This is a genomic window from Nocardia sp. NPDC058640 (assembly GCF_042716995.1).
Taxonomy (GTDB): Bacteria; Actinomycetota; Actinomycetes; order Mycobacteriales; family Mycobacteriaceae; genus Nocardia.
Genome location: NZ_JBHXRG010000003.1, coordinates 34,404 through 46,959, shown reverse-complemented (window position 1 = coordinate 46,959; position 12,556 = coordinate 34,404). Strand labels below are relative to the sequence as shown.

Annotated in this window: 11 protein-coding genes; 4 read left to right on the top strand and 7 right to left on the bottom strand. The window is 67.0% G+C overall.

All coding sequences use genetic code 11. The features are described 5' to 3' along the window. Window positions 1–34: 34 nt before the first annotated feature. The gene (locus ACFWU5_RS06570; protein ID WP_379242952.1) at window positions 35–580 is read right to left on the bottom strand and encodes a carboxymuconolactone decarboxylase family protein; all 546 of its coding nucleotides are present in this window, start codon (window positions 578–580) and stop codon (window positions 35–37) included. Between the two features lie 251 nt (window positions 581–831). Here ACFWU5_RS06570 and ACFWU5_RS06565 point away from each other — a divergent pair, with 251 nt between their 5' ends. Both ACFWU5_RS06565 and ACFWU5_RS06560 read left to right on the top strand, forming a co-directional pair. Further along, entirely contained in the window at window positions 832–1,836 is a 1,005-nt protein-coding gene (locus ACFWU5_RS06565) for a helix-turn-helix domain-containing protein (RefSeq protein WP_379242954.1), read from the top strand. Window positions 1,837–1,857: 21 nt separating this feature from the next. Further along, window positions 1,858–2,160 (top strand): low temperature requirement protein A, encoded by a 303-nt coding sequence (locus ACFWU5_RS06560; protein WP_379242956.1) that lies wholly within the window; start codon window positions 1,858–1,860, stop codon window positions 2,158–2,160. 15 nt (window positions 2,161–2,175) lie between these two features. Here the strand turns inward: ACFWU5_RS06560 and ACFWU5_RS06555 are convergent, their stop codons facing one another. Next, window positions 2,176–3,366 (bottom strand): hypothetical protein, encoded by a 1,191-nt coding sequence (locus tag ACFWU5_RS06555; protein ID WP_379266357.1) that lies wholly within the window; start codon window positions 3,364–3,366, stop codon window positions 2,176–2,178. 199 nt (window positions 3,367–3,565) lie between these two features. On the opposite strand from ACFWU5_RS06555, the gene ACFWU5_RS06550 reads away from it, so the two are divergent. Next, on the top strand, window positions 3,566–4,009 hold the full coding sequence (locus ACFWU5_RS06550; RefSeq protein WP_379266356.1) for a hypothetical protein: 444 nt from the start codon (window positions 3,566–3,568) through the stop codon (window positions 4,007–4,009). A 52-nt stretch (window positions 4,010–4,061) separates the two neighbouring features. Here ACFWU5_RS06550 and ACFWU5_RS06545 read toward each other — a convergent pair whose 3' ends face one another. The 4 genes from ACFWU5_RS06545 to ACFWU5_RS06530 are packed head-to-tail and all read right to left on the bottom strand — an operon-like array spanning window position 4,062 to window position 7,636. Further along, on the bottom strand, window positions 4,062–4,652 hold the full coding sequence (locus tag ACFWU5_RS06545) for an ATP/GTP-binding protein (RefSeq protein WP_379242962.1): 591 nt from the start codon (window positions 4,650–4,652) through the stop codon (window positions 4,062–4,064). Beyond that, complete coding sequence (locus tag ACFWU5_RS06540) at window positions 4,633–5,016, bottom strand: DUF742 domain-containing protein (RefSeq protein WP_379266355.1); 384 nt, start codon at window positions 5,014–5,016, stop codon at window positions 4,633–4,635. Before ACFWU5_RS06540 ends, ACFWU5_RS06545 begins: the two co-directional genes overlap by 20 nt. 2 nt (window positions 5,017–5,018) lie before the next feature. Beyond that, on the bottom strand, window positions 5,019–5,444 hold the full coding sequence (locus ACFWU5_RS06535) for a roadblock/LC7 domain-containing protein (protein ID WP_379242966.1): 426 nt from the start codon (window positions 5,442–5,444) through the stop codon (window positions 5,019–5,021). A gap of 2 nt (window positions 5,445–5,446) precedes the next feature. After that, a complete protein-coding gene (locus ACFWU5_RS06530) occupies window positions 5,447–7,636 on the bottom strand; it encodes an ATP-binding protein (RefSeq protein WP_379266354.1) in 2,190 nt (729 codons plus the stop codon). Window positions 7,637–7,872: 236 nt separating this feature from the next. Between ACFWU5_RS06530 and ACFWU5_RS06525 the strand changes: the two genes are divergently transcribed. Further along, window positions 7,873–10,071, top strand: coding sequence for a LuxR C-terminal-related transcriptional regulator (locus ACFWU5_RS06525; RefSeq protein ID WP_379266533.1), 2,199 nt, complete (start codon window positions 7,873–7,875; stop codon window positions 10,069–10,071). A gap of 43 nt (window positions 10,072–10,114) precedes the next feature. On the opposite strand, the gene ACFWU5_RS06520 is transcribed toward ACFWU5_RS06525, so the two are convergent. After that, window positions 10,115–12,382, bottom strand: coding sequence for a type II CAAX prenyl endopeptidase Rce1 family protein (locus ACFWU5_RS06520; RefSeq protein ID WP_379266353.1), 2,268 nt, complete (start codon window positions 12,380–12,382; stop codon window positions 10,115–10,117). Window positions 12,383–12,556: the final 174 nt, after the last annotated feature.

Genomic DNA, 12,556 nt, shown 5'->3' with positions numbered 1-12,556 from the left:
GTGCCGGGTCCGCTCGGGACCCGGCACCGGATGATCAGTGGGAGTGGTGCCGCACGACCGGCCAGTCGATCTCGGTGTCGGCGACCTTGTTGACGTAGTTGGTGAACACATTCAGTGCGACACCGGCCACGACCTCGACGATCTCGCCATCGGTGAGACCCGCGGCGCGCGCCTGGGCCAGATCCGAGTCGGCGACGCCGCCACGCGACTCGAGCACCGCGACGGTGAAGGCGAGCACAGCCTTGGCGTGATCGTCGGCCGAGCCGGCGTGCCGACTGCTCGCGATCTCCTCATGGTCGAGCTCGGCGACGTTCTCGCCGATGTAGCTGTGCGCGGACAGGCAGTAGTCGCAGCCGTTCTCCTCGGCGACCAGCAGCGCGATGCGCTCACGGGTGCCCGCCGACAGCGCGCCGCCCGCCAGCGCGGACGTGAGGGCGAGGTAGCCGGCGAGCACGGCGGGGCTGTTGACCATCACCTTGGTCATGTTGGGTGTGACGCCGAAACCCTTTTGCACGTCGGCGAGCAGTTGCGCGGCGCGGCCGGTGGCGGTTTCGGGCTGGACAAGGGGCAGACGAGACATCGGAGACCTCACTGATTCGGTGTGTACTAACCGTTGATAGAGCTTTCAACAGTTAGAGACGGCGTATTGATTCCCCACTCCGGTGAAAAGTTCGGGATTCGGGGGAAGCGCTGTAGGGGCGCACTGATAACGCTACGGCGCGGCACTGTCGCCACCACCGGACTCCAGCCGCCGAGCTGCGGACTATCCGCGCCACCACGTCCAATCGAAACGTTGTGGCCGAGTGGGGGTTTCCGACCTAATATCTGCTGGTGATCGACGGCACCATCCCGGTTCGCACCGCCCGCCTGATTCGGGCGACAGCACGCAGCGTCGGCGTCGCCGAGGGCGAACTTCGGCACCTGCCGGGCCCCGACCCCGCGGGCATCCCCGACGATCTGGCCCGTGTGCCGACCGAATCGACCTGGCGCATCTGGGAACTCATCGACGCGATCGGCGGACCCGGCGCCGGCCTGCACGCGGGCGCGGCAGCCGAGCACGGCCATCTGCCCGAATGGGACTATCTGTTCACCAGCGCGTCATCGCTGGCCGACAGCGTCCGCGCGGCCTTCGAACTACGGGCGCTGGTCACCGATCCCGGCGTCGAGTGGACCGTGCAGTCCGACGGTGGACTGTTGGTCATCCGGGTCGGTGCGATCGAGCCCGGTCCGGTGATCGCGCCGGTGGAGGAATTCGTGCTGTCGACCGTGCTGCGGCGGATGCGTGAGGCGACCGACACGCCGATCACTCCCGTCCACGTTGCGCTGCGTCAACCCGCACCACCGACCCGTCGGCACTTGATCGACGTCTTCGGCACCCGCCGTATCGATTTCGACGCACCGCACGCCCAGCTGACCTTCCTCGACATCGGCGCGCTGCCCACCGGCACCGACCCGCATCTGGGCGCACTGGTACGCAGGCACGCCGAGCTCACCATCGCGAACAGCCACCCGGTCCCTACGTTCCCGCAGGCGTTGCGCACGGCTGTTCTGGACGACCTCGCCGCAGGTGACCTCGACTTGGCAACTGTGGCAACCCGTTTCGCCGCCAGCTCACGCACATTCCAGCGCAGGCTCGCCGAGGCGGGCACCACGTGGCGCGACGAGGTCGACGCTGCTCGCCGAGAACGCGCGCAGCACCTACTGCGCACCTCCGACCTGCCGGTGCGGGCGATCGCCGCGCGACTGGGCTACACCGACGCCCGGACGCTACGCCGCGCGTTCCGGCGCTGGACCGGGCAGAACCCGGAGACCTACCGCCGCGACGCCCGGTCCTGAACAGCGGAAGCTCCGCCGCGCGTGGGCAATCCGGCTGGCTTGGTATTCGCCGCGCTGGGCGAGTCGATCGTCGCCCTGGGCGTCGGTCTGGCCGATGAGCCGATCACCGTCGCACTGGTGGCGATGGTCGCGCTGGGCCTTCGCTTGGCGTATGTGATGTGGTGGGCCTACTTCGGTTTCGATGACGAACGTGGTGAACACGCGCTGGCCGCGAGACCCACAACAGACCGGGTCAGGCCCGCGCTGGTCGCCCTCACCTACGCGGTCGTGATCTTCGACGACATGCGCATTCTTCGAGGGGGTCAGCACAGCGCGTATGCGTAGAGCTCGCCGACCTGGCTACCGTCGCGTGTCCAGAATGAGGTATCTCAGGTGCTTCGTGGCGAAGATGAGTTCGTCCTCGTAGTGCGGGTCATCCACGGCGGCCCTGCGGTAGATGCGAATTGACTTCTTGCCCAGCCTGATCGCCTTGCGTCGCCGACCGGCACGCGCCCAGGTCGCGCTCATACTGAGCATCGCCCCGGCGAGCGCGATGACCTCTGTCCGATCAGCGGCAACGGCCTGCCAATGCAGGCGATAGGACCGTTTACCGATCGCGAGCGCACCGGGTATGTCGCCGGTGTCGCGCAACGTGCCGCTGTGCCACAACGTCAACTCGGCGAGCAGGGTGAGCGTCGACTGGGTCCGCGGCGCTGCGTCCAGTAACTCGATCGCTTCGCGAGTCGCCTCGATGGAATCCGCCCACCGGCCCCGGTCGGAATCACAACGGCTGCGCTGAGTCAATGCCTCCGCAAACGCCGGGACGTGCTTCGGGTCCTCGGCGACGAGGGTGCGATACAACGCCACCGATTCCTCGCCGAACTGCGCGGCCGACGGGTCCTTGCAGGAGCTCAGGCCCATGCTCAACGAGGTCAACGCACGTGCCAGCTGTGGCCGATAGGCGGGTGTGGCAGCGGCGATGCGGCGGCACAGTTCGACGCATTCCGCCGCGGGTTCGCGTGCCAGCGACCAGGATTCGGTCCGGTAGTGGTCCCAGACCAACTGGTCCAGCATCGCGGCAAGGTCGGGTTCGTGGTCGGGGTTCTCCTCTGCCAGCACGCGGTACGCGCCGATTACCCGTTGCGTGATCGCGGTCGCTTGCACACACAGTCCGCAGGCGCGGAAGTCGTCGGCGAGCTGTCGGGCTTCGCGCAGGTCCCAGGGCATGAGCCGTTCACACAGTTCGACGACCTCGTCGGCCGCCGACCCGGCATCGAACGTGAGACCGTCGCGCATCGCGTACGTGGCGAAGGCGCCCAGCGCCACGGCGAGTTCGAACGGCCGGGCCTTGTCGACCTCGATCAGGATCCGTCTTCCGACGACCACGTCCATCGCGAAACGGTGCGCCTTCGACCACTTCTTCCGCTGCGCGCAGCGTTGCGCCTCGCTGTTGGACTGGGCGATGAACTGCTCGAGTTGCTCGGGCATGACCGCAGCCATGGCGCGCAGTTGGCGAGCCTCATCCGTGTTCGGCAGCCGTCGGTCCACCATGCACCTCCCCCGGGTGTGGTCGCTGCTTGTCATGGTAGTCCGAGTGGCCGTAATGCACTGGCCGACAATGCCGTTCGCACTCTGCTCAGGGATGCGACCACAGCTTGCCGCTGAAGACGCCCGCTACCGGAATCGGGTCGTTACCTATCCGGCTCCACAATGCGACGCCCTAATTCATTGGCGGACTTACCCTTTGAGTATGAGTCCGCCACCAGCGGGGCCGGCATTCGGTGTCGGTGAGCCGATCTTTCGAGTGGGTTGCACGCCGAGCACGGTGTTGATGCCCCTTGGCAACGCGGTCGGGATCGCCGCCGCGGTCGGCTGGCTCGATGACGCGCGGCTCGTCATGCCCGCGGGTTGGCAATGGTGGGGTGCCACGGCGATTTTCGGGTTCGAGGGGCTGGTGTACGCGCTGCTCGGGCTCGCGCTGCTGATCGTGGTCGGGGTGTCGCCGATCCGGCTGTACATCGGCGGGCTCAGTGAGATCGCGTCGAACGTCCTGAAGTTCTGGCTGCTCACCATGTTCAGCGACTGGGCGGGTTTCGGAGTGAGCGCACACGGCTGGTGGACGTTCGTCTGGGCCGGGGTGATCATCGCGGCCGTTCGCTTCGCGTTCGGCGCGCGCACCAGTTTCGACGAATAGGCACGGCCCGAGCCCACCCACTGCCCCACCCGCTACGGAAGGCCGTGACCGCTCAAGGCTGCGACATGGCGTGGGTGAGCAGGGCGACCAGCACCTGTTTGGTCGACTCGAGGTCGCGCACATCGCACAGCAGGATCGGTACCGTCGCAGTCAAATCCAGTGCGGTGCGCACAGCGTCGACGGTGTAGAGCTGCACGCCGTCGAAGCAGTTCACGCCGACGATGAACGGGATGCCGCGACGTTCGAAGAAGTCGATGGCGGCGAAGCAACCGTCGAGGCGGCGGGTGTCAGCGAGCACGACCGCGCCCAGCGCACCTTCGGTCATCTCGTTCCACATGAACCAGAACCGTTGCTGCCCCGGCATTCCGAACAGATACAGCACCAGATCGTCGGCGATGGTGATGCGGCCGAAGTCCAGGGCCACGGTGGTCGTGGACTTCTCGCCGACGCCGGACAGGTCGTCCACGCCCACGCCGGCCGCGGTCATGGTCTCCTCGGTGCGCAGCGGCGTGACCTCGCTGATCGTGCCCACCAAGGTCGTCTTGCCGACACCGAAGCCACCGGAGATCAGGATCTTCAACGTGGTGGCGTCCAGGGACACCTCGGGTGGGTCCGCCTTGGTGTCAGAGAGCCCGGATACCATCGATCACCCTTTGCATTGTGTGGACGTCGGGTCGGCCGGCCCGCGATGTGCCGGTGCGGTAGAGCATCAACTGTTGGTGGATCAGATCGCCGAGCAGCACCTTGACCACCCGCAACGGCAGGTGAACTCCCGCGGCGGCCTCGGCGACCGACAGCGGGTGTTCGCAGAATCTCAGCAGTTGCGCCGAGGCGGAGTCGACCCGTTGCCAACTCGACGGGTCCGACGCGGTGACCACCAGCGTCACCAGATCCAGTTCGATGCCCGAGTTGCTGCGGGTGCGTCCACCGGTGAAGGTGTAGGGCCGCGCGACCGGGCCTGCCTCGTCGTCGAACCACCACCGCTCGTGGTCGTTGTCCACCGTCATCGCTACCCTTGCCGACGTCGTCCGCCACCGACCGGTGCGGTCCGCGCCTCCACGGTCAGATGCGGACCCGCTTGCAGCACAACATGATTCATCTCGTAGGCGACCAGTCCGAGGTCGGCGTCCTCGTCGGCGATCAACACCAGACTCGCCCGCGGGCCCGCCTCGGTGACCAGCAGATACGCCCGACCCAGTTCGACCACGGTCTGCCGTGCCGGTCCCAGATCGAAATGGTTACCGACACCGCCGGCCAGGCTGCGGTAGGCCGAACCGATCGCCGACAGGTGCTCGGCATCGGCGCGCGTCAAGTCGGCACTGCCCGCGATCAGCAGGCCGTCGGTGGCCAACAGCACTGCGCTGCGCACGCCCGCGACACGGTTGACCAGGTCGTCTATCAGCCAGTCCAGGCCTGCGTTCGTTGCGTTGCGCACTGCTACTCCACTCCGTTGATCGAGAATTCGCCCGTGTTCGCCTCGAACCTCGCCTGCGCTGTGCCCCGCTGAAAGGCGGACAGGGCCGCGCTGGAACGCTCCACGTTCGGCGCGATGCCCCCACCGGGCGCGGGCCGCTGCCGCAATTGCGGGGCGATATCGCTTTGACGAACGCGGGTCGGCAGCGGCGGGGGTTCGGCGGCGACCGCGGGTGGCGGCGCGCGGTAACTGTCCGGTTCGGCGCGGTAGGTGACGGGATCGGGTGCGGTAGGCGGCGTGGACGCACCGGGCATGAACGCTTCGTACCCGTTCGGGGCGTACTCGGGAACAGCCGCCGGCGCGGGTTGCTCGGGTTGCGCGGGTTCGGCGAGCAACGCCGAGGGCAACAGCACGATCGCGTGGATGCCACCGTAGGCGGACTCCCGAAGTGTCACCCGCGCACCATGTTTGGCTGCCAGCGTGGCCACCACATACAGGCCGACCCTGGTCTCCCCGACCAGCGACAGCACACCGAGATCGCCCGGCTCGCTGAGCAATGCGTTGAGTTCGGCGCACCGCTTCGCGGGCATCCCCAAGCCTTGGTCCTCGACTTCGACGACAACGCCGCGGCCCGTGATCGCGCAGCGCACAGAGACTTTGGCCTGCGGCGGCGAGAACGCGGTGCCGTTGTCCACCAGCTCAGCCAGCAGGTGACCGATGTCGGCGACACACGAACCATGCAGGGCGACATCGGGAACGGGGCCGGTGTCGACCCGGGTGTAGTCCTTGGTCTCCGACACCGCGCCGCGCAACACATCCGCCAGCGGCACCGGTCGACGCCACTGCCTGCCCACCGATTCGCCACCCAGAATGATCAGATTCTCGGCGTTGCGGCGGGCACGGGTGGTCAGGTGATCGAGCTGGAACAGCCGGTCGACCAGTTCGGGATTGTCCTCGGACCGTTCGATCTGGTCGAGCAACTGCAGTTGACGGTGCACCAGCGCCTGACTGCGGTGCGCGATATTCGAGAACACCGTGCGCGCGGCACGTCTGGTCTGCACCTCGGCCACCGCCGCCGCGGTCGCGCTGCTTTGCGCCTTGTCGAACGCGCGCGCCACCTCGCCGAGCTCGTCGTCACCGAAATCGATACGGGGAACCGGGTTTTCGAGTTCGGCCGGTCCGCCCGCGTCGACTTGTGCCAGCACCTGCGGCAATTCGCGTTCGGTGATCTCGAGGGTCTGGGTGCGCAGCGCGGTGATGCGGCGAACGAGCCGGTTCGCGCCGAGGTAGGCGGCAAGCGCGGCACCCAGCGCGGCCAGCGCGACCACGACAGCGGCCGCGAGCGACCACCGCAGCGCGTCGCGTCCCTCCGCGCGGGCGACAGCGGAACTGTGGTCGGCTTGGCCGACGTAGATCGCGGACAGCACCGCGCTGACCTTCTCCGCGGCCTCGGCGCGCGCGGCGAAGTCGAACCGCTGGTCGGCGATGAGCGCGTCGTCGCCCGCGATCAGGGTCGTCCACTGCGGCGACCCGCGCAGTTGCGTGAACGCCGCGCGCGAGGCCTCGGTCCAGTTCGCCATCAACTCGTGCTGACCGACGCGATACAGACCCACCATCGCACCGAATTGGGTGCGCAGTTCCTGGTCGTCATGGGTGAATACGTAACCGGCCAGCGCGTTGGCCCGGTTGACCGCCTCGAGCAGGACGAACGTGTCGGAGGTGACGACCTGTTCGAACGCGGCCGCCGCGCTGTTGGACGCGTACGACAGCCGCTTCGAACTCACCGCGATGGTGTCGAAGATGTTGTTGTACAGCGCGACGTAGCGCCCCACATCAGCGTGACCCGCGTCGACCTGCGCGCGGGCGTCCTGCCACTGCGGGATGAACCCCATCGCGAGTTCGACCTGCGGCTGGATCTGGGGAACCGCGGCCAGAATCTGGTCGGTGTAGGCCATGAAATCGACGGTGGTCTTGTCGACCGCGGCCCGTGCGGCGATCATCGCGGGCCGCAGATCCTCGCGGCCTGCGAGATAACCCAGCGTGGTCGCCCGTTCCACCGACAGCGCCTTGATGTGCGCACTGGTCGCGCCCATCCCCGTGTCACGCTGATCGGCGTAGGACAGCGACGCCAGACCGCTTCGCACCAGGTAACCGCTGACCAGCGCACCGAGCACGAGCGCGACCAGACACGGAAGGAAAGCGATCCGGAGCAAACGCCCTGTGATCGAGTTCGATCGGGCGCGCGAAAACCGTCTCGTCATGCGCAGCACCGCGCCTTTCCACTCCGCGCGGCCCCCAACGTCGGCCGCCTACCGCACAACCCGCCAGTGACCCGGCGAGGCTGAACGTGACTTCGCCAGACGGTAGCCGACCACGTCGCGGCGCAGAATCGGTAAAATTACGTATCTGATGTGCGGACAACTAATTACCCCAGATACTGGGACCCGTGATGCGTGACAAGGTCGCCGATGTCGGCGACGTAACTTCCTTCGTGGGTCGAAGTTCCGAGACCGCGCAGATCACGCGATTGCTCGACCGTGCCCGACTGGTCACGCTGACCGGGCCCGGCGGGGTCGGGAAGACGCGCCTTGCCCTGCGAATCGCGGCAACGCTGGACCAGCGATTCCCCGACGGGGTAATACCTATCGAACTGGCCGAACTGCGCGACGCGGAGCTGCTGGACGAAGTGCTGATCGAGTCGCTCGGTCTGCACCGCCGGTCCCTCGAATCCGCGACGAACCTGCTGGTCGAGCACCTGCGGGAGCGGAAGATCTTGTTGGTGTTCGACAATTGCGAACACCTCGCGCACGGCTGCGCCGAACTGTTGTCCACCCTGCTCAGCCGGTGCGCCACCCTCACGGTGCTGGCCACCAGCCGCCAGGCATTGTCGGTGCGGGGCGAACATGTCTACCCCGTGCCACCGTTGGGACCATCCGACGCGCACCGGCTGTTCACCGATCGGGCCACGGCCGTGGTGCCGGGTTTCGCCGAATCCGGCGATGACGTCGCGCAGGTGTGCGAACGCCTGGACGGTCTGCCGCTGGCCATCGAACTGGCGGCCGCACGGATCAAGGCCTTGACCCCGGCGCAGTTGCGAGATCGGCTCACGATGTCGATGCTGACCGACCGCGTCGCCGACACCACACAGCGACACCGCACCCTGCGCGACACCATCGAGTGGAGCTTTCGGCTGTGCTCACCGAGCGAGCAGAAACTGTGGGCACTGTCCACGGTGTTCCATGGTTCTTTCGACCTGGAGGCAGCCGAATACGTTTGGGGTGGCCCGGTACTGGACCTGATCGAGGGATTGCTCGACAAATCGGTGCTGGTGCGCGGCGATTCGCACGGCATCGTGCGGTACCGGATGTTGGAAACGCTGCGCGAGTACGGGCGCGAAATGCTCGTCGGGTCCGGCGAGGAGGCGACAGTGCTACGCCGCCACCGTGATTGGTTCGACCAACTCACCTTGTCGGCCGACACCGAAGCCCTCGGTCAGAATCAACGACAGTGGTACGGACGGCTACGCGACGAGCACGCCAATATTCGTGAGGCCATCGCGTGGTCGCTGACCGTGCCCGGCGAAGCGGGCGTCGCCGTGCGGATGGCGTCGCGTTTCGAGGAGTACTGGGTCCTGCGTGGCGCTCTCGGCGAGGCACGGGATCGGCTGCGCCGCGCCGGCGCCGCCGCGCGTGCCGAACACGTCGACGGCCCCACGATCGCGTTCGCGTTGCGCACCGAGGCGATGTTCGCGATCTGGCAGGCCGATCTGGACGCGGCGCGACAACTGTTGATCCAGGCACGCGCCCTCGCGGGCGACGACGAGATTCTGGGCGCCCAGATCGGGCACGCGCAAGGATTCCTGGAACTACTGTCGCTCAACGTCGATGGTGCGGCCACGCTGATCTCCGACGCGGTGGCCACGTTCGACCGACATGCCCGCACGCCCGAACCGCACCTGCTGTTCCTCGACGGGGTCACCAAGTCGTTCAGCAGCGACCTCGACACCGCACGTGCCGCGGTGCAGCGGAACCTCGATGTGTGCACGCACGCTTGCGCCGAGTTCAGCCTCATCGGGGCACTGTTCGGCCAAGCGTTGGTGGAGGTGCAGTTCGGCGACGTGGAGGTGGCGTCGCGCGCGGCGACCACGGGTTTGCGGCTGGCCGACGGTTTCGGGTTCGAGCGGGTGGCGATGGCCGCCTACCTGATCGAGGCGCTGGCCTGGATCACGCACCGGCAGGGCGATCTCCCGCGCGCCGCGACGATCTTCGGCATCGCGGCAGGCGGCTGGCAGGACCTGGGCGCGTCACCCGATATCGCGGTCACGTTCATCCACCAGTCCCATCGCGACGCGACCCGAAAGACATTGGGCAGCAAACGCTTCGATGAACTGTGGCAGCGCGGCAAGAAGATGTCGATCGACCACGCCTGGAAGTACATGCTCGAACCTCGCGACGAGCCGGGACCACTGACCCGACGCGAGAACGAGATCGCGGCATTGGTCGCACAGGGCAAGAGCAATCGCGATATCGCCACAGAGTTGGTGGTCTCGGTGCGCACCATCGACACCCACATCCAGCACATTCTGGACAAGCTGGCCGCGAAAAGTCGTGTGCAGATTGCCAATTGGATGAATGAGGCTCAGATGTGAGGTCGGCAAGGGTCTCCATCGTCGGACGCCGTGCGACCCCGGCTCACAGGGGCTGGTGCGCGCCGCTGACATCATCGAAGCCTGCCAGCGCGACTGCCAGGTCGAGATTGTCGACATCTCGGAGTGTGCCGGTGCCGGGCGGACGCAGGCCTTGCTCGCGGCAAGCGCTCAGGATCCTGATGTGCACGGCCCAGGTCACCAAGGGTGATTCGGTCAGCACGGGCAAGACCGGTTCGATGCGATGGGCCAGTTGGGATACGGCCTCGGCACGGATGCTCTCGCGAAAATCCGCGCGCGCCAACTCGATCAGTCGGTCATCGAGTTCGCCCGGTGGTGTGTGTGCGGCGCAGGTGGCCAGCGCCTCGTAGCCGCGAGTACCGGCAACCTCGCCTGAGGCGACGAGATCCCAAGTGATCGTGGCAATTTCGTGTGATCGCGGCACGAACCGTAGGTAGTACACGGCGGATTTACGGACGCTCATGTCCGGATCGTGGGCGAGCGCGAGCAGCAGGTCCGCCTCGTGCCAGGTCGACAGCGCCCGGCAGCTCAATGCTCGCACCTGCGGGTCCGGATGGCCGGACAGGAAAGTGGCGAGGCCGACGCGGCCGGCAGTAGGCACACCGATCCAGTGGTAGCTGTGCAGTGCGTCCAGTCTCGGTGCCCACGCGCCGTCGGGGTCGGAGTAGGTGGAGAAGATCTGCGCCGCCACCGGCACGATCAGTTCGCGCGTGTCAGGTACCGACGCACCACCCGAAGTCGCAGCATCGAATTCGGGCGGTCCCAACAGGTCTGCCACGGGTGCGAGCCAGCTCGGAATCGACCGCTGCTCGCACTGGAAGCTGCCGAGCAGGTCATCCTTGGAATCCCTGGCGGCGTCGGCTCTTTCATCGACACCCTGGGCGATCTCGTGGAGCAGGCGCAGCGTGGCCCTGCTCTGGTAGCAGCGCAGCGTCTCTATCGCGGCGCAGGCGACACCGGTGTCGCGGTCGTCGGCGGCGCGATGCAGTGCCTGTTCCGCTGCCACCGGTTCCTCCCAGTACAGAACCTCGGCCGCAGTCCGTCGCACCCCCGGATCGGGATGGTCCAAGCCCTGAATCTTGTACTGCTGCCAACGCGGTTCCTCGAAGCCGAATTCGATTCCCGTCAACGCGTGCCGGTACAGCGGGTGGTGCGGATCGCGCGCCACCGGTTCGAGCAGATCGGCTTCGGTGCGCTCGGCCTGCCGCAACAGACACCCGCGGACCAGGTCGTCACCGGCGTTCCACCAGGCGCGCCACCGCGCACCTTCCGGGCACATCGCCGAGTTCTCCAACACCCGCAACGCGACCTGCCGCACCTCGGCGGGCCGGTCCCGATCGAGCCCGATCGCGGCCAACGGCGCAGCCGCCCGCACATCGCCCAACCGCTCGAGCACATCGCCGACTTCATCCCGGGCCGCCGCCGAAACAGCAGGATCGGACAACACCCGAATCAGCTCGAAGGTCGCCGACCGATCCTGCTGCTGCGCAACGCGCCCGTACTCCCCCACCACGCTCACCCGCCCATCATGCCTGCCACCCAGCCGGAGCCGTGGTGTCGAGGGCGGAACCCGCTCGACCCGAGTGCGGTGCGTGTATACCAACACACCCGCGGCGATGAATGCGGCGACGACGGCGACGAACACAACTTGGGGTTGGCCGAGGGTGTTGTCGCCGGCTACCAGGTTGACTGCGATATTGATCAGCCAGTGGCCGATCGACGCGGTCAGTACGCGCTGGCGGAAACTGCCGTTGCTCAGGTAGCCGAGGACGATGGCGAAGGCCATGGCCGAGATGAGGAAGCAGGCCGCGGCTACTGGTCCCGCTGCTAACGCTTGGACGTGCCACAGGGCCCAGGTCGCGCCGGTCATCGAGATCGCGGTGAACCTGGCCATTCGGGATTCCAGGATCGGTTGCATCAGGCCGCGCCAGCCGATCTCCTCGCCTCCCGCACCGAGGAGTTGGAGCAGCACGAACACAGCGAAGGGGAGGCCGCCGACTGTTGCCGGACCTGCGATGGCGGTGCCGGAGATCAGGGCGGCCATGGTGATCAGCAGCCACAGCGTTGCGCAGAGAACGACCATCGTCAGGATGTTCGTGCGAACTCGCCGGGCGGAAATCGCTGCGGGCCGCAGTCCGGCGATCGTCTTCCTGAACATCAGCCAGGTTGTCAGAGCGCCGAGGGCCGGGGCGAACTGGACCAGCGACAGCGCCGCGGGGTCGATTCCTGAATGAGGTTGTACCGCAAGGAGAACGGCCGACGCGGCCAGCGTGGACAGTACGTAGACCCCCACGGCTGACCAGACCCTCGCCGTCGTCGGGATGGCGACGCCGGGTCGCAAAGAACCAAAGTCGTTGGAACGCATGGGAATTACCGTGGCAGGCGATCGTCGCCCGCGAATCACCCTGACGTCGTATTCACCTGTCGTACTCAGGGACTAGCCGCGATCAACCGACCCGACCCGCAG

Coding starts and splice junctions, on each gene's coding strand:
- ACFWU5_RS06570 (WP_379242952.1), bottom strand. CDS start 580: ATGTCTCGTCTGCCCCTTGTCCAGCCCGAAACCGCCACCGGCCGCGCC.
- ACFWU5_RS06545 (WP_379242962.1), bottom strand. CDS start 4,652: ATGGTATCCGGGCTCTCTGACACCAAGGCGGACCCACCCGAGGTGTCC.
- ACFWU5_RS06555 (WP_379266357.1), bottom strand. CDS start 3,366: ATGGTGGACCGACGGCTGCCGAACACGGATGAGGCTCGCCAACTGCGC.
- ACFWU5_RS06525 (WP_379266533.1), top strand. CDS start 7,873: ATGCGTGACAAGGTCGCCGATGTCGGCGACGTAACTTCCTTCGTGGGT.
- ACFWU5_RS06550 (WP_379266356.1), top strand. CDS start 3,566: ATGAGTCCGCCACCAGCGGGGCCGGCATTCGGTGTCGGTGAGCCGATC.
- ACFWU5_RS06540 (WP_379266355.1), bottom strand. CDS start 5,016: ATGACGGTGGACAACGACCACGAGCGGTGGTGGTTCGACGACGAGGCA.